We start from the raw sequence: 26263 nt of genomic DNA on the forward strand, positions 1-26263 counted from the left end.
TCCCCTTTCGTGAATGTTTCTCCCATCCCCTTGAAAGAAAGCTGTCACTTCGGTGATGGCTTTTTATTTTGTATAATGAAATGGGGAGGGATTTGATATGGCAGAAACAAGACCAGGTGGTTGAATAAGAATATTTAAGATTAGGCATCCATAACGGGTGCTTTTTTTCTTTGTTATATAGAAATTACACATTAAACGTGAATATAGACAAAATGGACATTTGGTTAGGAGGATGATAATTGATGAGTGATTTCTTGTATGGTACAGCTAAAGGGATGGCTTTAGTGGAAGACGAAGTAAAAGCAATTTATAGACAACAAGCGAAATATTTTCAAATGCTATTTGAGGAGCTCACTTTAGCAGGGTTCAACGAAGAGCAAGCAATGCAAATTGTAGTGGCTACTGCTGGTAAAAGTGAATAATGATTAAACCAATAGCAATTATTGTAGGCGTTGCCGTGATCTGGGTGGCGTCTTGTTTGTTGTTAAGAAAAGATAAGGGGTGAGGGGTATGAGTGGACTTGAAGGAAAGTTGTCATTTCAAAGTGATAAAGTTTTAAAGGGACGCAAATTAAGTGAAGAAAGTTCGATTACATTCAGTGCAGTAAGGGAACCAATCTTGGAACTTAGACCTAACGGAGACATTTTAGTTAAAGGTAAGCTTATCGAGAATGATGTGGAAGTTGTAGATGGGATGAGGGAGTTATTAGGGTTAGGTAAAAAGGACGAGAGGTGAGGTAATGGGTATTATCTCTGGAATAATTAAGTTTGATAAGAATGGAATATCAGTGTGTAAGGACGGTAAAGACTCGGTTATTATTAGTCAGAATAAGGACGGTACGACGACTTGTCACGGTACATTAGCCGAAGCGATAACTAAATATCTAACTGAAAAAACAATCGAGTGTAAGAAATGTGGTCACTTTAGTACTGAGAATGATGTTGAACAAACTGCTTCTACTTCGTGTGGTGCGAGTTGCGGATGTATTGGATATGAATATGAACTCATCTGCGGTAAATGTGGTGATGAGATTTACAGTGGTAGTGAGTGGGGAGAATTTGATAGGACAGAAGTATTTGATGAGATCATAGATAAACTTGGTGAAGATAAGGCTACTTGTTAGGGGTGAGGGGATGAAAGCGCTAGGGCTTAACTTATTAACTGACAAACAACTGAATAAGTTGATAACAGAAGCATGGGACAAAGGTTACGATCAAGGCCATAAGGTAGGGCACGCTCGTGGGTATAAGGATGGACATCATAAAGGAATGACATCAGATAAACAAGGAGTAATGATGACTTGTTCTGGGGTGTATGTTTTTGATGATAATAAATGTGTTGGGGCTTTGGATATTGATAAGTCGGTTAGGAATGAAATGGAACAGTTGAAAGCGTTAAGTGATGATAAGGAGGAGAAGAGATGAAGAAGAAACAAGCTAATTTAGCAGAAGAGTTAGATAAGATGGGAAAAGCACTTATTGAGGGATTTACAAAAGGGATTGAAGAGGCGAGAAGTGAACAAAGTCCTTTCGATAATATGTTTTCTGAAATTAAGAATGACCAATTGAAACAGGTATATGAAGGATATAAAACAGTCGGAGAAATGCTTTTCCATATGAAATCAGGACTAGTTGCTGGTGGATTTTCAGAAGAACAAGCGATGGAACTTGTTATCCAGGAGTATTTAGAACAACGAGCAGAGTCTAAGGGGTGAGTGGATGGAAAAGTTAAAGCAAGCATTAGCTGAAGCTATTAAAACAAGTGAAACCCATAAATTAGTGATGACAAAAGAAGAAATTAATTCTGTTATAAGTATGATGAAAAACCTAACTGAAGCACAAAAGGTTAATTTTGCTCGTGAAATTGTAGGTGTGCATCATCATGCTGAACTACTATATTTAATTGATGAATACGAGAAAGAGAAATTAGCGCTAAAATAGGTGCTTTTTTATTTTATAAAGGAGTGATGAAATGCTTTATTTCTTATTGTATATAGCAATTGGTATGGTGTTTGTATCAACCGCAGCATATGGACCATTACGAAAGCTAGTTAAAGAAAGTGATGGGAAAACAGAAGAAGAAAGAGCGACAGTTGCAATACAATTTCTTTTGACGTTGTTATTTGTAGCTATCATCTGCCCGTTCTGGCCAGTATTACTGACATTTAAAGTAATGAAGTTCTTTAATAAGGATAAGAAAGAAGAGAAGGCTGACGCAAAATAAAAGTGTTTGCCTTCTTAATTTATAAAGGGATTACCGTAAAGAGGTGTGGCGATGAAATGAAGAAACAATTTAAAGCTCAATGTGAAAAGTGCAATCATGTATTCACTGTTCGTTTCCATAAGATGCGTTTACCTAATCGAATAGATAAGCACTATTTCATCTGTCCAGGGTGCAAAACAGAGTATGTGAGTTATTATTCGAACAGGAAAATGCACCAGTTACAAGGTGAAATAACAGAGATATACGGGAAGTTTCGATTGTGCAAGACTAAAGAGGAAGCTGAAGTACTAGATATAAAGCTACAGAAGAAACAAGCTGAATATGAACGTATTCGAGAAGAATTAAGAAAGAAAGTAGAGTGCTAGGTAATGACCAATGAACACCGCTATTTTGGCAGTGTTTTTTCTTATGTAGATGAATCTGGAGAAAAGCGTATTTCAGCACCAAGTTCATCTCATAAAGTGATAAGTATTACGCAATCTGATGCTTATAAAGAGAAGATGGAGTTAGAAAACTTCCGTATAGGTAGGCAAGCTGACTTCACAGCTTCTAATATGGATACACTCCATGAAGTATATAGCGTATTAACTACTGCGCAATGCGGCTATTTAATGTTGCTGCAATGCTACGTTAGTTACGATGGTGGCACGTTGGTGAATGCGAATAAAACAGCAATGACCACTAACGACATGATGAATGTATTGCAATTAAAACATAAGAGAAGTTCCTTTTATGATTTTATAAAGGCATGCATGAAATATAGGATTATCACTGAAGAAGACGGAGTATATGCGGTAAATCCTCGTTATCATTTTCGTGGAGTATTTAGTAATCGATACGTTGTGAAATCCTACACAGCAAAGATTAGACGTGTATATCGGGAAGTAAAAGCGACTGATATCGGACTGATTTATCGCATGTTACCATTCATTCACTATGACACGAATGCATTATGTGAGAATCCTTCCGAAATAGATCCGAAGAAAATTCGTTGGTTCAATCGTAAGGAATTATCAGAAGCGATTGGTATTAACTCAGATACGTTAGGGCGAAGGTTACCTAAGATGACGATAGATGGAAGCTATGTAGTGGCGAGAATAAAGGTCGGCAATGAACCGGAGAGATATACATTTAATCCAAATGTGTTTTATCGAAAGGGTTGTGAACCAGATAAGACGTTACAGGCTATGTTTAATGTGAAGAAATGATAAGGGATTTTATGATATTCTTAAAGAAAAAGGGGATGAGAATATGATTACTAAAGATATAACAAAAAACATCAAAGGATTGAAAATTAACGGTGAGGATATCAGTTTCTCGGAAGCTTCGGTAAGGTTAATCGAGAATACAAGGAAAGAACGGATAAGTGCTACAGAATCTATGGATGTTATTGAGTGGGACTGGAAGGTATCAGCAACTTCGTATAAAGAAAATGGATTTGAAATGGGTGTTCCAGTTGATGTTATTGCAGTAACTCAAAAGGATAATGAAGTGTTTAAAGGGAAAATCATTCTTGAAAACATGGAAACTGAAGCGTGTAGCGATTTATATAAAGAAGCATTACACTTTATTGGTGTAAGTAAATTAGATGGATATAATAATGGAATAAAACCATCTAATAACAATGGGATGCCATGGTGGAGATAACAAAAACGAAAGTAGCCTAACAGCTGCTTTTTTATTTTATATAGGAATTACGGTGTCATAGTGAAGAAACGAGGTGGTCATTAATGGATTATGAAAAGTTAAGGAAATTCGTTAGTGAGAGAAAGATACTATCAGAATGGGTAACAGAAACTTTAACGAAATCTTATGAAGTTGATAATCGCTTAGATGAACTAAATGAACATATTCGTCAGCCTATTGATAAGGACTCGGTAATTAAAAAGCTTAATGCTTACTTAGATAACGGAAGAGTAATTACAAGAACCACAATTATTAATCATGGTAACGATGAATACGGGCCTGATTACAGCTTTATTATCAGGCTTACTGATATAGAAAAAGACATTGAGAAGAAATGAGGTGATGAAATGGCACGAAAACGTAGGGAAATAGAGATTAAAGTAATTAACGACGAAGAAGTTCCAGGTATAGATTGCGGTAAATGTAAGCAATGGAAACCGTTAACTAATTTCGGTAAAAACAAGCGAACACCTAGCGGATTTAAAAACTGTTGTAAAAAGTGCGATGCTGAAGACTCTAAAAAATACCGTAATCGTAACGTAGAGCATGTCAAAGATTATAACCGAAGATACTACGCTGCAAATAAAGAAAAGTTTATGGAATTGCAACGTAAAAGTAGACGGGAAAATAAAGCGAAACATAACTCATATAAGCAAATTAGACGGGCAAGAAAAAACGCTTTGCCAGATACATTAACGCCTGAACAAATCGAGAAAATAACTACTTACTTTAATGGTGCATGTGCATTAACAGGTAGCACTGACTATGAACTTGATCATTTCATCGCAATTACAACTGGACATGGTGGAACCACATTTAAAAATATGATTCCGTTGTCAAGGACGTTAAACGCAAGTAAAAACAACAAAAATCCATTCGAATGGTTTGAGGATAATAAATGCAGATTTAAGCTAGACGATAATAAGTTCTTTAGCTTAATCGACTATTTAGCAAATATTAACGGAATGTCGATGAAAGAGTTTCGTGATTATGTATATAAATGCTACAGCGATTCTCAATTACAAAAGGTTAATTGATAACTGAGACGACATCACTCGGACAAATCAGCCGAAAAGACGACATAGCTCGGACAACTAAAAACAAGGTTCGCGCTTAGAACCGCAAGGGATACAGCCATTTCACCAATGAAATTATATCTTAATCTTGTCCCTTAAATAGAGGAGGCTCCACAATATGGCGATGGTAGAGGACGTTAGAGATTGGAAAAGCGTATTCCAAAACTATAATTGTATATATGATAGATTACCAGAAGTGAACGAATTGGTTTATATAGCTCATATTGGAATATTCACAGTAGATCACATGTTTAGCAATGGAGATATAAACATTGAATATAAAGGAAAGGCGCAAAGATTCCCTACCTTTTATTATCGATTATTAGAAAGTAAATAAGAAAGGAGGTGTACAATTATGGCGCTTAAACGATTAAATACAGAACACCTAACTGCAATTAATTACTTCGCACTTCCTAATAAGGGCGGTAAAACAAATGATGAGATTGCTAAGATATGTGGAGTATCTAGACAATCCATACAGAACTGGCGTAATGACCCACTATTTGAACGAGAACTAAAGAAACAAATGGTACGTAATAGCCAGGATAGATTACCAGAGTTAATCGAATCATTATCAGAGATTGCTATTCGAGATGGGAATGCCGCGATGGCTAAACTGGCACTACAGATCAATGGCATGTTAGTTGATAAGGTAGAGGTAGAAACAAAGGATGCTACTAATAAGATTGACTATGAGGGAATAGATAAAGACATTGCATCGTTTGAAGAACGGATTGAAGAAGAAGAGGATGTAAAGTGATAGGTTGTTTGGCGGCTATATAATAGAAGAAACTCGGTTAAGAGTTAGGTTAGGGAGTGTACAAGTCTTTACCTGATGTCAGTCGCTCGCTCTAGACAGACACACCCTCATAATTTTTCGGTAGTTTATGCATGATTCTATACAGTAATTGCACTCATGACACAGGCCACAAACGTTGATATAGCGCATGCATAAAAGTAGTAAATGAAAAATAAATAAAATAAACCTCATAAACGTTGGTTTAATAAGGTTTGTGAGTGTAATTGAATGTTACAGAATATCCTTCTGTTACATTATATATACGGAAATACGTATTAAATATACAAATTAATAAAACCCCCGGGGCCTTATTAATTGAAAGGCGCTCGCCAGGCACACTAAAAATCCGCGTATCAAAATTAACTTTTGACTTTACGCAAGTGTAAAACAAAAAAGACCACATCGTCAAGATGCAGTCTTACAGATTCACTTCAACATATACATCGTCAATATTCTCTTGCACGATACCAATGTAGCGTAATGTTTCTCGTTGGCTAGAATGATTTAATATGGATTGCAACAATGTTAAATCAACACCTTTTTTATAAGCGTGATAAGCAAATGTTTTACGAAGAGTATGTGTACCCATTTCTACTTTAATTCCAGCTCTTTCAGCAGCGTTGTTTAAAATGCGATAAGCTTGAACACGAGAAATTGCTTTATCTCCTTTTCGAGAAGGAAATAGCCAATCACTATCCTTAGCTGTTTCAGGAATCAGATCCTGAGCGGCTTTTTTAATGGATTCATTTAAACGGAATCTTTTCGCCTTACTCGTTTTACTCTCGTGCATAGTAACGAACTCACTGTTACGAATATCTTTTACCTTTAATCTAAGGATATCCGAAATACGTAATGCTGAATTGATACCGATAATAAACAACAATAGATCGCGTGGCTTCCCGGCTAACGCTTTTTTCATTTTGTCGATATCACGTTTGGTACGAAGTGGTTGGACAACACCAGCCATATGTATCACTCCTTAATTTTAAATGTAATTCACTATCGTTCTGTTACATTCAGTATAACTATTACTTTACACGTAGTCAAACGAATTTATGAATCAAATGAATTTATGAAAGGAGGCGGTCTATATCGCTTGGATAAATGAAGAATGGTTTGGCAGAAAAGAGCGTATGGAGAAGATTACTCAGTTAAAAAGATACATTGTTCCTAGAGTTCGTAATAGAAACAAACTGACTGATGATGAAAAGCTAGAACTTAAAGCATATATCGATGAATATAACCGTCTCCAGGACATTAATCGTGGCGAGACTGATCTATTGTTCTTTGCTTATAACTACTTTGGCGAAAATCGAAATAAAGACAATACAGGTAACTGGATTCCTGAATTTAAGGTCCCTGACGACTTTAATTTGGACAACATTACAGAATATGCACCGCATTTCCATGAAGATATATGCGACATCATGAACGTGGTGTCCAATGAAGAGATAAATAAGCGTGTAGTTGTTGCTGCGCCTCGTTCTCATGCGAAATCTTCCTACTTATCAAAGGCTTTCCCGATACATGAGATATGTTACCGAAAAAGGTTCTATATCATCTTAATCTCGGAAACTCCTAGTGTATCTAGTGCCAATTTAGAGTGGATTAAACTTCAATTACAAAGCAATGAGAAGCTACGACGTGATTTCGGACCGTTATTACACAATAAACAGCAGATGAACCCTAAAGATAACACTTCTGAATTCATTGCTTGGGAACCTAAAGGAAAAGACGAAAAGAAATTGCTAACGTTAGTACAAGCGGTTTCTACTGGACAAGCATTACGTGGCCGAAACTGGAATGGTAAACGCCCAGATTTGATTGTATGTGATGACTTGGAAGATAAAAGCAATACAAATACGGCTCAATTACGCCAGGACCTAAAGGATTGGTTCGCTCAGGTAGTAATTCCACTAGGCGATCCGGAAGGAAAACGGACGGCAATCGTATTCATGGGTACGACAGTCCATCCGCAATCACTTTTAATCGATGTCATGGAGCGACGGTCTGATTTTGAATCTCGTAAATACAGGGCGTTAATTACACCACCTACAAGGCAAGATTTGTGGGCTGAATGTGAGTCGATTTATAAGGATAGAGAGAATAAAACGAGAGCAAGAGATGCTGAATTATTCTTTACGGCTCACTATGACGAAATGCTCGAAGGTTCAGAGGTTCTATGGGAAGAAGCGCAGCCATTATTTAAATTAATGAAGTTCAAGTGGGATGACGGTAGCAAGGCATTTAATACTGAGTATCAAAACAACCCAATTGATGAAGAAAGTATGATATTTAATCCTGACAATTTCAATTATTGGAGCGATAGAGAGTTAAATCGCAACTTCCTGAATGGAGAATACTTCATTTCTATGGGTGTTGACTTAGCGATGGGTAAACAACGTGGTGATTATTCCGCAATTTCAGTTGTAGCAAAACATAAAGAGAACGATACCATTTATGTTATTGGCTCTTATGGTGAAAAAGTGAAGCCAGATGAGTTTATGAAGGTAATCACTAAGGATGTATTACATTTTAGACCTGATGTAATTGCTGTTGAAGCTCAAGCGGCTCAAGAATTCTTTGCTGATATGTTGCAAAAGAAATTAGTATCAGTTGGGTATCCAGCCGATACACGTTTGCACAAAGTGAAGCAACGATTTAATAAGGAATTACGCATAGAAGCGTTGATACCTCGTATTGAAAATGGAGAAATTCAGTTTGATAAAAGACATTCTCTATTATTAGAGCAATTTCAGTACTATGGTACGAATATGCATGATGATTTACCGGATAGTTTAGAAATGGCTGTTTCGGCAGCAGGAAATAGTTCAACAATAGTAAGAACTATCGCTAAAAGAATGCGATAGAAAGGAGGTGAACAATGAATCAACCGATTGCAGACTACAATATATTAAATCCTCAAGATATGGATGATCTTCTATTTTCACCGTGGCAGCAAGCTATTGGGAAAGAAACTTGGAATCGTATTAATAGGCAAATTCGATATTACGAGTACTACGATGGAAAACAACACGTAGATCCAAATACAGGACAACTTGTTAAAGCTAGAGATTTACCTCGACCGGATGGATTGGATTACGATCCTACTCGTTATGCTACGAACTATTTCAAAGTCATGATTAATGAGAAAGCACGTTGGCAAATGGCTGGTAAACATGGTATTTCCGTTTCTCCAAAGCAAATTGATTCGATTGAAGAGATGCTACAAATGGAGTATGAGCCATCTAAAGAGCAAATGATTGAGAATCAACGCGCAGACAACTATGAAAAATTGTTATATAAACTTTGGAAAGACAACAAAATGCGAGAAAAGCTTATACAAGCGGCAAGAGATCGCCTGATTGTTGGCAGGGTTGCTTGTAAAATCGTCTTTAATCCGAAAAACGGTAAAATCAAATGGGTTTTCCGTCCTGATATAGAAGTAATTCCGATTTATTCAGATGATGATTATGACGAATTAGAAGCTGTTCATTTTGTTAATTTCAGGCGTCTTGATAATGAAGAAGTTATATCTAAACAAACGTTTGTTTTAGAAAATGGTAAGTGCTTCATTGAAGAGGCTATTTATGATAAAGCGCTAAATGTTATCAAACAAATTATGCCTAAAACAGCAATGGGGATAGATTTCATTCCGGTTGTGTTATTCCCAGTGAATGATTTGAGTGCCTCGGCCGCCGATAATACAGAAGTTGATGATATGAAAGAGCAAACTGACATTTTAAACAGCATGAATGAAGATGCTTTGGATTCACTCAAGTTCGAAATGTTCTCTATGACAGCCTTATTTAACGTACCTGATGGGACCGCGAATAAAATGCGGATAGCTCCAGGTGCTGTACTTGAGGCGAAAGGCGGCATGGATGGAAAGAATCCAGATATCAAAAAGGTTGAAGGTGGTTTCCGTTGGAAAGATGCATTTAAAGACCAATATGCGAGGGTGAAAGGTGCATTGCATGAAATAACCTCGTTACCTCAAATTGTGCCCTCTGAAATGAATTTCGGTGGATTGAATAGTGAGACATTACACGTACTGTTTCACGACATTATCCAAGAAACTGAAGAACATTGGCTGTCATGGGGGCCGAGATTGGAAGAATTGCATGAAAAAACCATTCGCTACTTACAAGCAAGGGTTAATAAGCCGATATTCGGTTACGACAAAGAAATTGTTAAATCTATTGGCGACGATTATGACAATGAAATACGATTTGTACTTCCGTTACCGGATAATCGCAAAGAATTAGTTCAATTGTTAACGGAAGAGACTTCAGCAGGACTTGAATCGATTGCTGGTGCGATGAATCGTCTAGGCGTAGAGAATATAACAGCGAAGAAACAAGAAATTTCAAATGAACAACAAAGAGCAAGACAAAATACAGATCCATATAGAGGAGGTACCGGATAGATGACTCTATCAAAGAAGACACAAAAGTCTATTAAATTATTTACACCGAAAGTAAATTCGAAATACGGATTCTTACAATTCTTTTCCGACCCGAATCCTGAACCGCCAGTGCCAAATGATCCACCGGCACCTAATGACCCACCAAAACCGACACATACGGATGAAGACGTTCAGCGGATGATTGCGGAAGCTTTGGCAAATGCGAAAGCAGAAACGGATGCTAAGGCAGAAAAAGAACGTCAGGAAGCAGAACGTAAAAATTTAGAGGAACAAGAAAAGTATAAAGAGCTATATCAAAACTTGGAAAAGCAAGTAGCTGATGAAAAGGTGAAAACTTTAGATGCTAAGAAGGAAACACTCTTAGTTGGTGCTGGATATGCTCCTGAGCAAGTTGTTTTAGTAAAAGACTTGTTAAAAGGTGATTCAGAGGATGAATTAAAAGTGTTCCTTGAATCTGTAAAACAAGTAATTTTACCTTTAGGAACTGGAGCTGATCCTTCACCTGGTAATTCTAGAAGAGGTAATCCAGAACCGAAGGATCCAACAGATGTTGGTCGTAATTTATATGCGGAATTAAAAGCAAAAGGAAAATTATAAGAGGAGGAAATTAAATGCCTTATACACCTAAATTTACTGAAAAACCATTTAAAAGTGGTAAAAATATTTTAGCGAGCGAGCATTTACAATACATCGAAGGCGGGGCTACATTAGATGCCGCTAAATTTGGCGCAAAGTACATTGATTGTGGTACAGCGATTGCACGTAACACTACTACAGGTAAGTTTGAACCTTATAAAGAGAAAACACCAGGTACACTTGAGCCGGGATTCGATGAGTTCGCTATTCTAGACGTCGATTGGGATTGCGATGGTAAAAATGATGGAGTTGTTGGCCAAGTAGTTGTTAAAGGTTCAGTTTATGAAGCGAAGCTTGTAGGTTTAACGGATTCATTCAAGAAAGCAACACCATTAATTCGATATGTTAAACACATCTAATCAAGTCGCCAAACAAAGCGACTTTTTATTATGCCATTTAACGTAAATATAAGGAGGAAATTAAATGTCGGGTATTACTCAATTAAAAGAATTTCAAAAGCCAGCACTACGTGGGTTAGTTGATGCATTAGAAAAGGAAAAACAGGACGCTCCAACATTAGCGGACCGTTTCTTACCAAATGATCAAGTATTCTCAACGACTTTCGCATATGACGTAATTAAAAAGACGAACCATATTGCCGCAATGATTGGATATGGTGCAGAACCACCAGTAATTGACCGTGATGCAGTTGCTTCTAAAATGGGTGAACTTGCTAAAATGGGTCTTAAATATATTGCGACAGAAGAAGAGTTACTTGCATTAAATCAATCGCGTTCTGATGCTGAACATAGAGCAATGATTGAAAAGTTAATTGTTAAAGGTGCGGACTTAGTAAAAGCATTACAACGCCGCGTAGATATTGCTAAATTAGAAGCTGTTACAAAAGGGAAATTCGATTACAACAAAAACGGTGTAAAAATCGTAGTTGATTATGGCATTCCAACTGATCATAAAGTCGCTTTAACTGGATCAAATGCGTGGACTGACGCGAATGCTGATGCTATTGGTAATTTAATCACATGGAGTGATAAATACACTGATACAAACGGCAAAAAAGCTGATGTTATTCTGATGACTCGTGAAACACAAGCGTTATTACAAAAGAACAAAGGGATTATCGCTGAAGCTCGCGGCGTAGCGAAAGACGGCGCTACACGCGTATCAATTGCAGAAGTTAACGATGTTTTAGGTGGTTATGGATTACCACTAATTCAAATCGTGGAACAACGTAAAATCACTGTACGTAATGTCTACACAGGACAAGATGAAGTGATTGAATTTATGCCTAAGTATCGTGTTGTATTCGTTTCAGATGGTCTTGGTAATTTCGTTTATGGCCCAACAGTAGAAAACGACTATAAACCAGGTATTGATTTACGTGCTTACGATAAATTCGAACCAATCGAATCAGTAATCCGTGTAGCAGCAGCAGGTTTCCCAATTGTAGAAAAACCATCGTTATTATTCCATGCTGACGTTGCGGCTGAATAATGACTAAAGTCAAAGTGGTGGGCGGTATCGTGGATGGACACGGTATCGGCTCACAAATTGAAATCAACGAAAAATCAGCGGTGTATTTAGCATCGATTGGTTACGTCGAAATTATCGAAGCGCAAGCAAATGCGGGTGAAAAAGGTGAGTCAGCACCGAAAAAGCCCACTACACGCAAGCGTACCCCTAAAGTAACTACAGAGGAGTGACGGCTATGGCGACGGAAGGTTTTATTAGCGTAGAGGAATTGAAACAACGGTTGCAAGCCGACGAAGTGCTTTTTGATGAGACTTTATTAGCAAATAGCTTTTCGTCGCTAACCGTTCTTAACGATAAACAAGCGCAGTTAGTTACGTTTTATTATCGCTATGTAGATTTAATGGCGAAAGCAACGACTGAAGCGTCATCGTTCAAATATACGGATGGTGAAGAAAGCGTTGATAAATCCAACGTATCGAAGAATTACCGTGACTTAGCGCAACATTATTACGACTTATGGAGCAGCAAAAGAGCAGAATATGACGGTACAGGCTCTAACTTTCGAATTGCTAGAAGAGTTGATCGTCCGTGAGTGATTTACAGCGAGAATTTGATGAAACGCTTGATAAAATATCAAAGCAATACGAAAAAGAGAATGAAAAACAAGTAGAAGAGACAGTAGCTACAATTATGCTGATCCGTCTCTTTTTATTGGACTTAATTAATGACTACCAAAAAGATGGTGTTATTAAACGAGGTAGATTGAATGCTTTATTACGAGATTTAGACTTTTATGAAAAGGAATTTCGTAAGCAAGCAGGAGTGTCGTTTGAAAAGATGATCAGTGATACATCGAAATGGACGAGTTCTAAACTTGCTGAGACTCCATTGGAAGTAAAGGATGTAGATTCCTTAAATCAGCAAATCGTGAGGAATATGCTAAAACGGAGAGGCGAGGATGGTTTAATCCTGTCTGATCGCGTTTGGAACTTAGCTGGTGATATGCGAGCGGAGTTAACAAAAGTAATACGACCAGCTGTGCTAAAAGGTGAAAGTATTAGTTCGATTTCTCAAAAAATACGAGAAGTACATGATAATGAGAAATGGAAAGTCGAACGTGTAGCAATTACGGAAAGTAATAATACACACCGGGCAGCTACTATTTATAACGGTAACGAGAGTGATATTGTTACAGGTTACAAGATTATTGATAACGGACATCGACACCGTTATCACTCAAAGCATATGTGTTACAAATTAGCTAGGCGTGATGCTTATGGATTAGGGGCAGGAAGATATCCAAAACAAATTCCTGAAAGTTTGCTAGCTCAACTAATCAATCCGCATCCGCAATGTTCATCTCGTTTAAATTATATTATCGGAGAGGAGGAATAACGAGTGTTAACTGAAAAGGACATCGAACAAATCCGAGCTAATCGTGAATTAATTGAACAGAATCGTCGTGAATCTATTCTTCTGTGGTGCAAAGGTACCACGGAAGAAGATCCAATTACAGGAGAAAAAATTCCGGGAGCAGATATTCAAGAAACGGTGCAAGTCGTTTGGAAAAAGTTCACATTAGAAGATAAAGCAAAGTTTTTAGGAACTGACGTAAAAGAAGGGGAAGCACTTGTTACTTTCCATCTCGATATCAATTTAAATGACGTCAATTACCTCGAAAAAAACGGTATTAAATACGTAATCATGTTGATTGATGAACGAGGATTAGGCGGAGCCAACCGCCGGGAAGTAGTCGTAAAGAGGGTGATTTAATGAAGGTAAGCGCTAGAATTAAAGGTCTCGAAGATATTTATCGTATGAATAATCCTGATCGTTATAAAACACCAGTTGCGAATACCGTAGAAAAGCATGCGAGATTACAAGCGAATACAGCTTCTAACAGAGCACCTGTTGAGTCAGGTAATTTAGCAGGAAGTATTCCACCAAGTGTAAAACCGTTAAACGGAGATAAAACAGGATGGTTATATGGTTCAGACGTTGAATACGCAGCCGTACAAGAATACACGCACAGAACGAAAAAAGGTTTTATGCGTAAAACTATGTTCGAAGGTGAGCAACCATTAGTTACTGACTTAGAAAAAGCGATTCAACGAACAGCGAGAGGTCTATAACGATGGCGACGCTAAAAACAGTAAATAACGTAATGTACTCACTGAGAAAAGCGTTAGAAGAATTCGCACCTACTACCTGGATATATGACGGTGTTTCTATATCGGGAAAACAAAAGCCGTTTCTGACGATTGAGTCTTTAATAGACAAGATAGATAGATATTCGAAAGATAATTATGCTAAAGGACATTTAATACAAATTGGAGTGTATTCCGATACAGTATCTAACCGAAATGAATTACAAGATAAGATCATTGACCGACTAGAAAGGCGCCCTATCGACTTGTACAACACAAGTTCAAAGGTACCTACACTAATCGGTTTTTTATATGCAGAAGTTTCGTCGGGTGAGCCGATTCCACAAGCGGATGGAACTCAAGTCACAACGAAACACCTCAGCTTTATCACAATTACGATTTAGATTAAGGAGGAATATGGATGGCTGAAACAACAGTAACAACACAAGCGGCATCACCTGAGTTTAAAGGAAAAGAAACGTTATATTTAATCGACATTCCACAAGTTACGGGTACTTCGAAAACAGTCCGATTATTTAATCAAACGTCAGGTTCACGTTCTATTGAAGCTGGTGAAATTGAATTAAAAACAAAAGACAAATCTGGTAGTGATTACGGGGATGTAACACAGTCTGTATCTATCGAAGGTGTGAGTACAGAAGGTGACGAAGCGCTTGATTATATTGAGGAAGCAATTACAAACAAAAAGCTCGTTAAGATCCACGAGGTTTCCTTACGAAGTGCAAAAGCGGGTGAATATAAATCAAAAAGCGGAACATTTATGTTAAGCAGCGTCGAGCTTTCGCATGAAAATGAGGAATTCTCGAAGTACTCTATCGAGGCGAAGTTAAACGGTGGTCTGTCTGTAAGTAAAATTACAACAATCCCACCAGGAGCACCTGACGGATCAGTCGTTCAACCATAAAGAATTGATGAATAGGCGGAGGAAACTTCGCCTTTTGCTTTTGTAAATAAATATAACTAAATTAACGGAGGTTTTTATAAATGACTAAATCATATACACGTTTTGAAGTGAAAGGAAAAGAACATGAACTTAAATACGGTTTTGAAGCAATCAAATTAATTGATAGTAATGGTGGTCCATTCGAATTTGTACAAAAAGCAATGCAAGGCGGTCTTGAAGATTTCGTTGATGTGATTTATTACGGATTAATCCATACAGGTGAAGGTATTACACGAAAAGATATCGAGGCAGAAATTGAACGTCAATTACTATCCGAAGAGTTATCTTTCGATGACATCTTAAAGGTAAATAAGGCGGTAGTTCTAAATAGTTTTTTCTTCAAGAAAACAGTGAACAAATTACTAGCGAGCATGGGCGAGGAACAGAAGAAAGCATTCGAGAGCCTATTCGAATAAACATCGATGACTTACAAGCGGATTGCTTTCGGTATTTCGGTATGTCAACGCTTGAATCTAAACGGATAAGTATTAAGGAATACCACATTATGCTTACCGGATATCGTGAGCGTCTTTTAGATACTTACGAGATTGCAAGTGTTCAAGCGCTATTTTACCGAAATGCTCAAAGTGAGAAGGTAAAGAGCCTAGACGACATATACAAGCGTCCTGAGAATGCAAAAATGGCTGAAGCGCGTGAAAAAGAGCGTGAGCAACTTACGAAAAAGATTCACGCCAATGAGTCGTTATTCGATGATATCGAACGAGCGTTACGAAGTCAGAACGGATAAGGCGGTGAATACAAATTAGTCAAAATAGAGTAGAAGTACAACTACTAGCGGATATATCGTCATTACGGAGTAGTTTGACACAGGCTACACAGCTTTGGCGCAACTTTCAGCAAGCAGTAAGTCAACCGATAAACATACCGGCTCCAACTATGCCAACAATCCCGCCGATACCTAGACCAGCGCCACCTCCGCCGCCTGATATGTCGGGTTGGCAGCGAACGTTTCAAAACGTAGGTAATCAAGCGCAAGAAATGGGACGTAGGATACAATCGGTTGGTCAAAGTATGACAACGGCATTTGCACCACTTGCATACGCTTCTGGTAAAGCTTTTGGTAGCATGATTAAGAACTCAATGGAATTCGAACAGCAAACGAGAAAAGCAGCTGTGCTAACAGGTGGAGCATACGGACAAGTTAAGAAAGATATCTTGGAAATGGCGACGAGTTCTGTATATTCAACTGGGCAAGTCGCAGCCGCATACGCAGAGTTAGGAGCAAAAGGATTTGACGCAGCGCGATCAACCGCTGCGTTACCTGGCGTTTTATCAGCGGCAGCAGCTTCCGGCGAAGATCTCGGAATGGTGGCTGATACGATAACATCCGCATTAAATGCGTTCAGTATGGAAGCTAAGGATAGTGGACACGTTGCAGACGTACTTGCTCAAGCGGCAAACGCAACGGCAGCAGGCGTGTACGATATGCAATACGCATTTAAGTATGCAGCGGGCCCAGCAGCCCAATTAGGTATCGGAATGGAAGAACTCGCAGCATCTGTCGGTATCATGTCTAATGCAGGTATCAAAGGTGAAACGGCTGGTACAGCGTTAAGATCGGCAATGCTCCGTTTAGTAAAACCACCGAAAGCAGCCGCTAACATGTTGAAGGAACTCGGCGTTACTACGACCGACAGTAGCGGTAACATGAAGTCACTTTCTCAAATTATTGGCGAATTACAAAAAGGTATGGATGGAATGACAAGCGCCCAGAAAGGTGCAGCGTTAGCTACGATATTTGGTACGGAAGCCGTTTCCGGTATGATGGCGCTTGTTTCAGCCGGACCAGAGAAAATCGATAAACTAACACAGTCACTCATTAAATCGGACGGTGCTTCGAAAAAGGCAGCGGATTCAATGCTCGAAGGTTGGGCAGGAGCGGTTGTCAAAATGCAATCGTCTGTTGACGTAGCAGCCCGTGCCTTTACGGATGCCTTAGCACCAGCTATTTCAGTAGTGGCAGACGCTATTAAAAATGCAGCTGATTGGTTTAATGGACTGTCTTCAACGATGAAAACAACAATCGCAACAGTAGTTACAGCTGGAGCGGCGTTTACTGTTTTTATGGCTGCATTCGGATTTTTAATCAGTGGTATAGGTAGCTCATTAGTTGTATTCGGAAAATTATTCTTAGTAATAGGTAAGTTAGGTTCAATTATTGGTGTGCTAGTAGAAGGTGTAACAATTTTAGGCACTGTTCTTGCAGCGCTTTTAGGTCCTGTTGGCATAGCGATCGGGATAATAGCGCTATTAGGTGTAGCACTAGTTCAACTATACAAACATAACGAGACAGTCCATAACGCAATGAATAGTGCTTGGGAATCCATTAAAAACGTTACTGTTTCAGCTGTACAAGCAATGAAATCGGCTCTAGACTCATTTGGTGCGTATCTTGCGACAATCCCCGCTAAATTTTCAACGATGGGTAGCGCGATAGGTGCTTTTTTTGAGTCCGTAAAAGCGAAGTTTAGTGGACTTGGACAGATGATTGGCGGTGCTTTTGGTTCAGCTATCGAGGGGATCAGCGCAAAATTTTCAGGGATTAGTTCCGCGATTTCGCCAGTTGTAGAGTTTATTAAAGCTTCATTTTCTTCAATCGGTAACACAATCGCTACTTTAACACCTTTAATCGTTCGGTTAGGGTTATCGTTTTTAGGTGTGTCTGGTCCTGTCGGTTGGGTCATCGCAATTGTCGCTTCATTAGGTGCTACAATTTTTAAACTTGTGAATACGAATGATCAGGCAAAAGCAGCATTAATGTCAGCTTGGGAATCAATCCAGAGCGTGTTTAGTGCGGTCGCTTCGGTTATCATGCCAATAATCACTTCACTGGCACAAGGAATTATAGATGCATTTGCACCATTAGCACCAGAGTTCCAAAAGACTGGACAAGTTATTGCAGAAAGCTTTGCTACATTAGGACCAGCTCTCGCTGAATTAGGTGCGGCGTTCGGTGAACTTGGCTCAACTATCGCAAATCTATTTGGCGAGGTTGTAAAAGCCGTGGTACCAATTGCGACTGAAATGTTCACGGGATTTGGTCAAATTATGCAACAGGTTATGCCAATGGTAACTGATCTTATTAAAATGTTTGCGGATACAACAATTAACATTATGCCATTGATTAATGAAGGTATCCAATTTTTATCTCAAATGTTTTCTGAGTTTGCAACTACGGTTTTACCGGTATTTATCGAAGCATTTCAAACTGGATTCCCAATTATTCTACAAGTTGTTCAAGCTGCATTTAGTATAGCAGGCATGTTGATACAAGGATTTGGAGAAATCCTGACAATTATAGCTACTTCAGTTATTCCGATTATTTTGCAAGCAGTTCAGGCTGTTTTCCCAATAATAGCGGCAATCATATCGGCGGCAATATCGGTCGCGATTCCGATCATTCAATTACTAGGACAAGTAATCTCTATCATAGCCACAACTGTGATACCTTTGATCTTACAAATTGTTCAAGCGGTCTTTCCAGTAATAGTTTCGATTATTCAAGCGGCAATCCCTGTAGCGGTTGCGATTATACAAGGTTTAGCGACGATCATAACAGGTGTAGTTATTCCCGCGATTCAATTTATTTTGTCAGTTGTTCAAGCAGTATTCCCGGCTATTATGGGTATAATCACATCTGTGATTGGAATTATAACCAATATCATAAAGGTATTTACTTCGGTTCTACAAGGGGACTGGAGTGGAGCATGGAACGCAGTAAAAGGGATAACATCAAATGTAATGTCACTAATTGGAAACATAATCCAAGGAGCGATAAATTTAATAAAAGCGGTCGTGACTTCGGGATTAAATTTAGTGCAATCCATTTTTTCTAGTGTTCTATCGGCAATTGGTTCTCTAGTAAGCTCAATTTTCTCAGGTATAGGTTCGGTAATTTCATCTACAATGTCTGCAGCAGGCAGTATTATTTCTGCGATGTGGAACGCAGCAAGCTCCGCTACCTCTAGCATTCTAGACGCTATCTATAACACGGTGACTCAAATATTTAATAATGTAACATCCTTCTTAGGTGGGATCAATTTAGGAGATATTGGTCGTAATATGATGCAGGGGCTTTTAGATGGTATAAGTGGAATGGCTGGCGCTATTTGGGGCAAAATTACGGAAATCGGAAACGGAATCAAGGATAAAATTTCAGGACTGTTATCAATTCACTCTCCGTCTCGTTGGTTCAGGGATTTCATTGGTGTAAACATGATGAAAGGTTGGATTAACGGTATTGACTCGATGAAAAGTGCAGTACAAAGAACAACAGGAGAGATGACTGAGTGGATGAAGCCGGAAATGTTAGCAGTAGACACAGGATCTGTAAGTACAGGGGTAGCAAAATCCATAGCGCCTTCGGTGTATGGGTCGAGTAGTGGGCGTAATGGCAACACCGAGAGCACTCAGTCGAATCGTACATTGATTATCGAAAACGTAACGGTTATGGACGGTTACGAAGTAGCTAGAGCATCAGAGGAGTACATTGACGATATGCAAAAAGATAAATTTACTATCAAATCTTATATGAAGGGGTGAACATAATGAATACAATTGTTGAAAGATTAGACGGCACACGTTATGATCTCGAGGAACTTGGTATTACAACAAGAGATTTTTTAGTGTCGGCCCCTTCGTATAAACATGAAACCGATTCTGTAGAAGGAAGACCAGGAGCAGTTGATTTAGGTACGACTGATGACGTACGAAAAATCGAATGCTCTTTTTATTTGAAAGCGCAAAGTATGGAAACATACGCGAGAGAGCGGGATGACATATTTCATATATTCCAAAGTGAAGAAGAGTTTTATATAACTGATACAAGGGTTCCTTACAAACGATGGCTAGTAAAGTGCAATAACTCTTATGGACTGGATCAACAAAGTTTTTATGGTTTTTTTGATGTAGAATTTGTTGCGAATTTTCCATATGCAATTTCAACTTTAAACACAATAATGCCAGACTTCGAAACATACGCGCAGGATGCTGCTTATTACGGGATGGGATTGAACTGGGAGAATGAACTTAAGTATGTACACAACACGTCGTATTTTAAGGTTCTGAATGCTGGGAATGTGCACGTGAACCCAAGGTATATGAACTTCGAAATCAGGTACAAAGGTGCGTCGAATAATTTAGCAATTAAAAACATGACAACTGGTGATATATGGTCATATAACAAAACAACATCCGCAAATGATGTGATTTTACTATCTGGTGTACGAAGTACAAAAAACAGCCTGAGTATTTTCAGAGATACAAATAGAAAACTTATTACGTTAGCTCCAGGTTGGAATGAATTTCAGCTATCAGGCACTACAGTTCCTTTTGAGATACAGTTTGGTTTTGATTTTTATTATAGATAAAGGCGGGTGACAGTTATGTTAATGGTTACTGATCTTACGGGTAATTCTGAGCCATTAGTAGGTTTTAAAGGCTTCACCCGTAAGCGTTTAGTAAATGGAGAGAGGACATTAAGTTTCTCTCTTTTTCCTTATAAAGAAAATCAAGTTGCATTCCCTATAACAAAAGAAGAGAGTGTAATTGAATTTGAAGACGAGGAGTATGTAATCAAGCTCTTAAAAGAAAGGAACATGGGACGTAAGTTTTATAAGCAAGCAGAAGCTATTCATAAATTCTATGTAGATTTAAAAGGAAAACAGAAGTACGAAAAATATTCAGGTAGCATGACTTTTCAGTCAGCTCTGGACTTTGTATTTGAAGGGACAGGTTATAAAACAGCTGTAATTGATGCGTTTTACGCAAAAAGCTGGGAAAATTTTGGTGGTGAAAATAGGCTAGCGTTATTACAGAAAGCATTGAAGCGTTATAAAGCAGAGATGACTGTAAAAGGGAATCTGGTTACTTTTCGTACTCAAATTGGGGAAGATACAGACTTTCAATTCAGATACAACTTTAATATAAAAACGTTTGAACGTATTGTCGATACTACGAATCTAGCAACTTATATTCGAGGGTACGGTAAGGACGGCTTAATGCGCGAATACACAAGTCCGAACATAAAAATCTTCGGCAAAATAGACGCGCCGTTTGTAGACGATGACCGATACACAACTGTTTCTGGATTAGATGAGCGACTTCGAAACGATCTACAAGATATGCCACTGATAAGTATCACGATTGATTTCGTAGATTTAAGAAAAGCTGGATACCCGTATATCGTACCGAACGAAGGTGATCGTGTTTTTCTTATCTATGAGCCGATGAATATTGATGTAGAGACACGTATTGTAGCAATTGAAGAAGAGTATGATGAAAACTTAGAACTGATTAGGACAAAAGTCACCTTATCGAATATAAACCAAGATTTTTCAGATGCCATTACGTCAGCAATCGATAAATCACTTTCTGAAATTATTGATGACAGCGGAAAAGTAAAATATAACGTTTTGGACGATGGTGTGAAACGTGCTTCTGCAGCAATCAAGTCAGCTGAAACAGCGCTGACGTTCGAAAATGGGATTCTTGCTATAGATCCAAAAAACCAAAACAACCTTGTAGCATTCAATAGTGCGGGAATTGGTATTAGTCGTGATGGTGGCCAGACATTTAAAGAAGCGCTAACGTATGAAGGACTAGTGGCATCAGTAGGTATAGTTGGTTATTTCAGTGCGAATAACATACGATCAGGAACGATTGACGCTGAGGATGTAAAAGTAATCAATTTAAAAGCTGATGATATTGTTTCGGGCATTCTTCGAAGCCGTAACAATCGATTTAGAATCAATTTAGATCGTTCTGGTATTGACTTTTATTCTGAGACAGGAAAACTAGTGACTCAAATTGCACAAGCGAAAACACGTCAAGCAGATGGTAGTTCCGCCGAAATTACTTATTTTGGCGTATCAGAAGCGGAAGGTGTAGCAACTGGTTTAGCTTTCGGTAAACGTGCAGCAGATGGTTCTTTTGGTAACTCAATTTATATTGAAAGTCGATATGGTGATGTATATATGCGCCCACCGACATTGTATATCATACCCTCTGAAAAAATGCGAGTAGAGGCTCGTGCAGAATTTCACCACCCTGTCAGGTTCGATGCCTCACCACTTTCTAAAATCGAAGGAGCAATGAAAGGCGAAGAATGGACGATTGTACCAGGTGAAGGTGATAGAGGTGGTGCGGCAATTCGTCCTTGGACAAGCGGGAATGGTTCACTCGGAACAGCCACACACAGATGGCAAGAAGCTTGGATTGGTTGGATTAATGGTCAAGACATCGGTTTGAAGTTCAAAGCGATATCGGATGCGGATTTTAAAGCTGGAGAAGCAAGACGAGTTGCTGATTGGGCTTCTGGTCGTGTGGAAGAAGTAAATAAAATAGCTGTTAATGCGGCGAATGCTGTAAGTGGTAAGGCAGATGCCTCAGCCTTAGGCTGGCAAATTGCGCGTATAGATAATGCGTTTGCTCGTATCGAAGCGCTAGAAAGAAAGTAGGAGGTGTGTGTGATCATGAATGAAGTAGATGTTTTAAGAGTGGCAAATGGTATGTTAGCAGAAAAATTAGTAGCTACAGAAACAGAGAACGCAGTATTAAAAGCACAATTAATTTTACTGCAGAAAGGAGCTGCCAATGAGAACGGAAACGTTAGTGCTGGACCTGTCCAACCAGAGTATGCCGATAACAATCAAAGCGAGGGAGAATGACCGAAACGGATTTAAGGTTATTGGTAATCTGAGAGAACGCGGGAAGTCAGTAGATCTCACAGGATTTGCAGTATTTTACGAAGCTATCAGTCCACTAGGCTTTTTTGTACGTGATAATGCGGTGGTTACGAATATAAAAGATGGAGTGTTTGAGTATACCGTTTCTAAAGAAGCTGTATCAAGTTCTGGTGTATGGATTGGCTATTTCGCTTTTGAAAAAGGAACGGAACGATTTACAACGCAGGATATACGACTTTCATTAGGGTGTGATGTGAAAAGCGGAAGTATTCAGCTGGAAAACTATATTGCAGAGTTTGATAAGATTAAAAAACAGGTTGATGCTTTGCAACTAGCGGTCGATAAGGCGGACGTTGTTAAAAAGTCTGGTGGAACTATGACAGGTGACCTTAAAATAGATAAGACTCCAACGGTTCCAAGATATATCGACTTCATGGTAGATGGTGTAACTAATTTTAAAATAGGGATGAACTCACAGAACAATGTTGCCTTCTTTGATTCTAAGAATGGTGCTATCCCTTTAGAGTATAAACTCGATACTAGGACACTTCAGGTCAATGGTTCAACTACTGGAGGGTTTAACGTAATTTGTGACACGAACCTCCTAAAGAAAACAGAAGTGTTTACTGATATAGCTCAACCTAACGGTGATGCTATCATTCAGGCAAAGGATGCATCTAATGACATCCTACAAATGGCATTAGATGCAGGTCGAGGCTTTCGTACAATTTACGCCGCTGGGTCTGCAAAGAATGTACCTTCAAATGCAGGTCTTCGAGGGTTCGTTAACTTACATGGAACTAGGTACGGGTACATTATAGCAACTGACTTTCGCAATAAGATTTGGACGAATTATATAAACGGCGGAGAATGGCAAGGATGGGTAAATGTTAACGGAAACGATAAAGACACTGACTGGACACCATTAACTCTACTAAACGGAGTTAAGCAGCAAAGTTCACAGCCAGCATCCGCTATTAAGCGTTCAGGTAATGTTGTTAATATAGTTTGTGCGATTACTGATTTCAAAGATAAACAGGTTATCGCTAATGTGCCAGCAATATTTAGACCGGATAGAGAAATGCTATTTACTTGCGACTATTTCCAAGGTTTAGTGCTTAAAACTGGTTATGTAATTGTAAAACCAAATGGAGACATCTACCTTGAAGGAATTGAAGCTGTAGTATCATTATATAGATTTGCCCTTACTTACATTGTTTAAAGGCGGTGATTAAAAATATGAGAACATTTTATGTGTACGACAAACAAACAGGAAGATATTTAGAAAATGTGATTATATTCCCTTCATATGACACTACAACAGATAATGACGGGAATGTGATTGAATGGATTCCTGTTTACAAAAACATTCCAGAAAACGCCACAGAAATACCATTACCGCAGCCAAATTGGAAACCTGTATGGGATGGAGAAAAGTGGATTGAAACGATCACGGAAGAAGAATTAGAAGAAATGAATAAGCCGCAACCGCATAAACCAAGTGAAATTGAAAAACTCAACGCCCTTATTACTGAAATGAAGGATAAACAACAAGTGACGGAACAGGAAAATGCCGCATTATTACTAATGGTAGCCGAGAGAGATTTAATGAATCAGCACAGGGATGAACAACAAGCCGTGATGTTATTTGCTTTAGCAGAGAAGGGGGTATTGTAATATGTTAACGGAAGACTTTTGGTACAAAAATATTAAGCGTTATTACGAAATGGAAATTTATAAAAAAGAGGATGTAAAAAAGTTTTGGACACCATTTAAAAAGATTACCGAAGAACAATACAAGGAAATCGTAGGTAATGAGGAAGTGCTGACAGAGCAGCAATAGCTGGTCTTTTTTATTTTGCATAAAGGAGTGAAAGAATGGATCGTATTGATGTATTAATGAAAACATTTGTATTCACATTCGGAGGATTTTGTGGATATTTTCTGGGAGGATGGGATATGACGTTGCAGGTCTTAGTCACAATGGCAATTATCGATTACACTACAGGAATGATTGCTGCAACTATACTCGGAGAATTAAAAAGTAAAATTGGTTTTAAAGGCATCGCCAAAAAGGTGGTGCTTTTTTTGTTGGTTGGTGTAGCTGCTCAAGTAGATGCTGCAATTGGTAGTAATAGCGCAGTCCGTGAAGCGACTATTTTCTTCTTCATGGGCAATGAACTGTTATCAATATTAGAAAATGCAGGACGTATGGGGATTCCTTTACCTTCAGCGTTAACAAATGCGGTTGAAATATTAGGTGGTAAACAAAAACAAGTAGAGAAAAAAGGAGATGTTGAATAATGGGTAAATTTGCTGGTTCAGGTGGACATAATTCTATCGTTCAAGGTGCAAACAGTAATTACGGGAAAGAACATGTAGAGGATAGACGTTTTCTTGATGCAGTTGCAAAATATGTACAAGCAGCAGGATGGAGCTATGTAAATTGTTCTGATGAAGTAGGAACGACAAAGGATGATGTTTGGAATAACGCAGCAAATAATCACTTACGAGTAAAAGATAGCACTGTAGATTTACAGTTTCACTTGAACGCTACACCAGGTGGTACTGGATGCGAAGTTTGGTTACACCCATCATACGGAAATAGAGAGTTAGCAGCAAAGATTTCAAAGGCAATGGCTGACGCATTTGGTTTAAGAGATCGTGGCATCAAATTCTCAACAGAACTAGGTTGGATCAATAAAACTAAAACAGGATTACTACCTGAAATTTGTTTTATCGATAACGAAAATGACATGAAAGCTTTTCGTGATAACTTCGATAAAGCAGCTAAAGCGGTGGCTGAAGTTATTGTCGGTCGTTCGATTAATGGAGGTAATGGCAGCAAAGATAATACTCAATCTAATGTTCAAGCCAACGAGCCTCCATTTGCTCCTACAGAATGGAGACAAGGTCGTCTTCGTTGTAATGTAAATGTGAATCTACGTAGTCGTCCTGTTATCGCTGATAACGTGATTCAAGTATTGCCAACTGGTTCTGAACATACATTTTTCGCTATTGTCCCTGAAAAAAATGGAGTTCATTGGTGGTACGATATCGGCGGTGGTAGATTTGTAAGGGAAGACAACGTTAAAGAAGTTTAATGTTTTAAGGCGTTTTTTATAAAAGAATAGTTTGATTAACAAAAACAAAAGCCGTCCTGTTG

General features: G+C 38.5%; 38 protein-coding genes. 37 read left to right on the top strand and 1 reads right to left on the bottom strand.

Going from position 1 to position 26263, the window contains the following annotated elements; translation table 11 throughout:
• Nucleotides 1–242: 242 nt before the first annotated feature.
• From ABH961_RS28245 to ABH961_RS28310, 14 genes are all read left to right on the top strand, one after another.
• Complete coding sequence (locus ABH961_RS28245; RefSeq protein ID WP_404520458.1) at nucleotides 243–422, top strand: hypothetical protein; 180 nt, start codon at nucleotides 243–245, stop codon at nucleotides 420–422.
• Nucleotides 423–510: 88 nt separating this feature from the next.
• Entirely contained in the window at nucleotides 511–735 is a 225-nt protein-coding gene (locus ABH961_RS28250) for a hypothetical protein (RefSeq protein ID WP_404520459.1), read from the top strand.
• A 52-nt stretch (nucleotides 736–787) separates the two neighbouring features.
• Complete coding sequence (locus ABH961_RS28255) at nucleotides 788–1123, top strand: hypothetical protein (protein ID WP_404520460.1); 336 nt, start codon at nucleotides 788–790, stop codon at nucleotides 1121–1123.
• Between the two features lie 10 nt (nucleotides 1124–1133).
• On the top strand, nucleotides 1134–1424 hold the full coding sequence (locus ABH961_RS28260) for a flagellar assembly protein FliH (protein WP_404520462.1): 291 nt from the start codon (nucleotides 1134–1136) through the stop codon (nucleotides 1422–1424).
• Nucleotides 1421–1714, top strand: a complete 294-nt coding sequence (locus ABH961_RS28265) for a hypothetical protein (protein ID WP_404520463.1) — start codon at nucleotides 1421–1423, stop codon at nucleotides 1712–1714. Before ABH961_RS28260 ends, ABH961_RS28265 begins: the two co-directional genes overlap by 4 nt.
• Nucleotides 1715–1718: 4 nt before the next feature.
• Entirely contained in the window at nucleotides 1719–1940 is a 222-nt protein-coding gene (locus ABH961_RS28270) for a hypothetical protein (protein WP_404520464.1), read from the top strand.
• A gap of 31 nt (nucleotides 1941–1971) precedes the next feature.
• Nucleotides 1972–2223, top strand: a complete 252-nt coding sequence (locus ABH961_RS28275) for a hypothetical protein (RefSeq protein WP_404520466.1) — start codon at nucleotides 1972–1974, stop codon at nucleotides 2221–2223.
• Nucleotides 2224–2279: 56 nt separating this feature from the next.
• On the top strand, nucleotides 2280–2588 hold the full coding sequence (locus ABH961_RS28280; RefSeq protein ID WP_404520467.1) for a transglycosylase: 309 nt from the start codon (nucleotides 2280–2282) through the stop codon (nucleotides 2586–2588).
• A 3-nt stretch (nucleotides 2589–2591) separates the two neighbouring features.
• Nucleotides 2592–3431, top strand: coding sequence for a hypothetical protein (locus tag ABH961_RS28285; protein ID WP_404520468.1), 840 nt, complete (start codon nucleotides 2592–2594; stop codon nucleotides 3429–3431).
• A gap of 43 nt (nucleotides 3432–3474) precedes the next feature.
• Nucleotides 3475–3870 carry a hypothetical protein gene (locus tag ABH961_RS28290; RefSeq protein WP_404520469.1) on the top strand — a complete coding sequence of 132 codons (396 nt, stop codon included), beginning with the start codon at nucleotides 3475–3477 and terminating at the stop codon, nucleotides 3868–3870.
• Nucleotides 3871–3953: 83 nt separating this feature from the next.
• Nucleotides 3954–4247, top strand: coding sequence for a hypothetical protein (locus ABH961_RS28295; protein ID WP_404520470.1), 294 nt, complete (start codon nucleotides 3954–3956; stop codon nucleotides 4245–4247).
• A 9-nt stretch (nucleotides 4248–4256) separates the two neighbouring features.
• Entirely contained in the window at nucleotides 4257–4946 is a 690-nt protein-coding gene (locus tag ABH961_RS28300; protein ID WP_404520471.1) for a hypothetical protein, read from the top strand.
• A gap of 157 nt (nucleotides 4947–5103) precedes the next feature.
• On the top strand, nucleotides 5104–5322 hold the full coding sequence (locus ABH961_RS28305) for a hypothetical protein (protein ID WP_404520472.1): 219 nt from the start codon (nucleotides 5104–5106) through the stop codon (nucleotides 5320–5322).
• An 18-nt stretch (nucleotides 5323–5340) separates the two neighbouring features.
• Entirely contained in the window at nucleotides 5341–5745 is a 405-nt protein-coding gene (locus ABH961_RS28310) for a phBC6A51 family helix-turn-helix protein (RefSeq protein ID WP_001185546.1), read from the top strand.
• A 457-nt stretch (nucleotides 5746–6202) separates the two neighbouring features.
• Here ABH961_RS28310 and ABH961_RS28315 read toward each other — a convergent pair whose 3' ends face one another.
• On the bottom strand, nucleotides 6203–6751 hold the full coding sequence (locus ABH961_RS28315) for a site-specific integrase (protein WP_404520474.1): 549 nt from the start codon (nucleotides 6749–6751) through the stop codon (nucleotides 6203–6205).
• A 460-nt stretch (nucleotides 6752–7211) separates the two neighbouring features.
• Between ABH961_RS28315 and terL the strand changes: the two genes are divergently transcribed.
• The 23 genes from terL (at nucleotide 7212) to ABH961_RS28430 (ending at nucleotide 26201) form a co-directional block, all read left to right on the top strand.
• Complete coding sequence (gene terL, locus ABH961_RS28320) at nucleotides 7212–8654, top strand: phage terminase large subunit (protein ID WP_404520570.1); 1443 nt, start codon at nucleotides 7212–7214, stop codon at nucleotides 8652–8654.
• Between the two features lie 14 nt (nucleotides 8655–8668).
• Nucleotides 8669–10213 carry a phage portal protein gene (locus tag ABH961_RS28325; RefSeq protein ID WP_404520475.1) on the top strand — a complete coding sequence of 515 codons (1545 nt, stop codon included), beginning with the start codon at nucleotides 8669–8671 and terminating at the stop codon, nucleotides 10211–10213.
• Nucleotides 10214–10810 carry a hypothetical protein gene (locus tag ABH961_RS28330; protein ID WP_404520477.1) on the top strand — a complete coding sequence of 199 codons (597 nt, stop codon included), beginning with the start codon at nucleotides 10214–10216 and terminating at the stop codon, nucleotides 10808–10810.
• 14 nt (nucleotides 10811–10824) lie between these two features.
• Nucleotides 10825–11208, top strand: a complete 384-nt coding sequence (locus tag ABH961_RS28335; RefSeq protein WP_098588373.1) for a hypothetical protein — start codon at nucleotides 10825–10827, stop codon at nucleotides 11206–11208.
• A gap of 64 nt (nucleotides 11209–11272) precedes the next feature.
• Complete coding sequence (locus tag ABH961_RS28340; protein WP_404520479.1) at nucleotides 11273–12301, top strand: major capsid protein; 1029 nt, start codon at nucleotides 11273–11275, stop codon at nucleotides 12299–12301.
• Nucleotides 12301–12510, top strand: a complete 210-nt coding sequence (locus ABH961_RS28345; protein ID WP_404520480.1) for a hypothetical protein — start codon at nucleotides 12301–12303, stop codon at nucleotides 12508–12510. The genes ABH961_RS28340 and ABH961_RS28345 overlap by 1 nt, the downstream gene beginning before the upstream one ends.
• A gap of 5 nt (nucleotides 12511–12515) precedes the next feature.
• On the top strand, nucleotides 12516–12872 hold the full coding sequence (locus tag ABH961_RS28350) for a hypothetical protein (RefSeq protein WP_404520482.1): 357 nt from the start codon (nucleotides 12516–12518) through the stop codon (nucleotides 12870–12872).
• Nucleotides 12869–13675 carry a hypothetical protein gene (locus ABH961_RS28355; RefSeq protein ID WP_404520483.1) on the top strand — a complete coding sequence of 269 codons (807 nt, stop codon included), beginning with the start codon at nucleotides 12869–12871 and terminating at the stop codon, nucleotides 13673–13675. Before ABH961_RS28350 ends, ABH961_RS28355 begins: the two co-directional genes overlap by 4 nt.
• Before the next feature lie 3 nt (nucleotides 13676–13678).
• A complete protein-coding gene (locus tag ABH961_RS28360) occupies nucleotides 13679–14053 on the top strand; it encodes a hypothetical protein (protein WP_404520485.1) in 375 nt (124 codons plus the stop codon).
• On the top strand, nucleotides 14053–14412 hold the full coding sequence (locus ABH961_RS28365) for a hypothetical protein (protein WP_404520486.1): 360 nt from the start codon (nucleotides 14053–14055) through the stop codon (nucleotides 14410–14412). The genes ABH961_RS28360 and ABH961_RS28365 overlap by 1 nt, the downstream gene beginning before the upstream one ends.
• Nucleotides 14413–14414: 2 nt before the next feature.
• On the top strand, nucleotides 14415–14831 hold the full coding sequence (locus ABH961_RS28370) for a hypothetical protein (protein WP_404520488.1): 417 nt from the start codon (nucleotides 14415–14417) through the stop codon (nucleotides 14829–14831).
• Nucleotides 14832–14848: 17 nt separating this feature from the next.
• Nucleotides 14849–15352: a phage major tail protein, TP901-1 family gene (locus tag ABH961_RS28375; RefSeq protein WP_404520489.1), complete on the top strand. Its 504-nt coding sequence runs from the start codon at nucleotides 14849–14851 to the stop codon at nucleotides 15350–15352.
• 80 nt (nucleotides 15353–15432) lie between these two features.
• Nucleotides 15433–15807: a tail assembly chaperone gene (locus ABH961_RS28380; protein WP_404520491.1), complete on the top strand. Its 375-nt coding sequence runs from the start codon at nucleotides 15433–15435 to the stop codon at nucleotides 15805–15807.
• Nucleotides 15808–15848: 41 nt separating this feature from the next.
• Nucleotides 15849–16139 (top strand): hypothetical protein, encoded by a 291-nt coding sequence (locus tag ABH961_RS28385; protein WP_404520493.1) that lies wholly within the window; start codon nucleotides 15849–15851, stop codon nucleotides 16137–16139.
• Between the two features lie 74 nt (nucleotides 16140–16213).
• Nucleotides 16214–19954, top strand: coding sequence for a phage tail tape measure protein (locus ABH961_RS28390; RefSeq protein WP_404520495.1), 3741 nt, complete (start codon nucleotides 16214–16216; stop codon nucleotides 19952–19954).
• A gap of 5 nt (nucleotides 19955–19959) precedes the next feature.
• Entirely contained in the window at nucleotides 19960–20781 is an 822-nt protein-coding gene (locus ABH961_RS28395; protein WP_404520497.1) for a phage tail family protein, read from the top strand.
• A gap of 15 nt (nucleotides 20782–20796) precedes the next feature.
• Nucleotides 20797–22869 carry a phage tail protein gene (locus tag ABH961_RS28400; RefSeq protein ID WP_404520499.1) on the top strand — a complete coding sequence of 691 codons (2073 nt, stop codon included), beginning with the start codon at nucleotides 20797–20799 and terminating at the stop codon, nucleotides 22867–22869.
• A gap of 15 nt (nucleotides 22870–22884) precedes the next feature.
• Nucleotides 22885–23079: a hypothetical protein gene (locus ABH961_RS28405; protein ID WP_404520501.1), complete on the top strand. Its 195-nt coding sequence runs from the start codon at nucleotides 22885–22887 to the stop codon at nucleotides 23077–23079.
• Nucleotides 23048–24319, top strand: a complete 1272-nt coding sequence (locus ABH961_RS28410) for a BppU family phage baseplate upper protein (RefSeq protein WP_404520502.1) — start codon at nucleotides 23048–23050, stop codon at nucleotides 24317–24319. The genes ABH961_RS28405 and ABH961_RS28410 overlap by 32 nt, the downstream gene beginning before the upstream one ends.
• A gap of 17 nt (nucleotides 24320–24336) precedes the next feature.
• Complete coding sequence (locus ABH961_RS28415) at nucleotides 24337–24774, top strand: hypothetical protein (protein ID WP_098078904.1); 438 nt, start codon at nucleotides 24337–24339, stop codon at nucleotides 24772–24774.
• Nucleotide 24775: 1 nt separating this feature from the next.
• Complete coding sequence (locus tag ABH961_RS28420; protein ID WP_081257737.1) at nucleotides 24776–24940, top strand: XkdX family protein; 165 nt, start codon at nucleotides 24776–24778, stop codon at nucleotides 24938–24940.
• Between the two features lie 35 nt (nucleotides 24941–24975).
• Nucleotides 24976–25401, top strand: a complete 426-nt coding sequence (locus ABH961_RS28425; RefSeq protein ID WP_151035550.1) for a phage holin family protein — start codon at nucleotides 24976–24978, stop codon at nucleotides 25399–25401.
• Nucleotides 25401–26201 carry an N-acetylmuramoyl-L-alanine amidase gene (locus tag ABH961_RS28430; RefSeq protein WP_404520505.1) on the top strand — a complete coding sequence of 267 codons (801 nt, stop codon included), beginning with the start codon at nucleotides 25401–25403 and terminating at the stop codon, nucleotides 26199–26201. The genes ABH961_RS28425 and ABH961_RS28430 overlap by 1 nt, the downstream gene beginning before the upstream one ends.
• Nucleotides 26202–26263 lie beyond the last annotated feature (62 nt).

The organism is Bacillus sp. RC251 (genome assembly GCF_044908765.1).
GTDB classification, from domain to species: Bacteria; Bacillota; Bacilli; order Bacillales; family Bacillaceae_G; genus Bacillus_A; species Bacillus_A wiedmannii.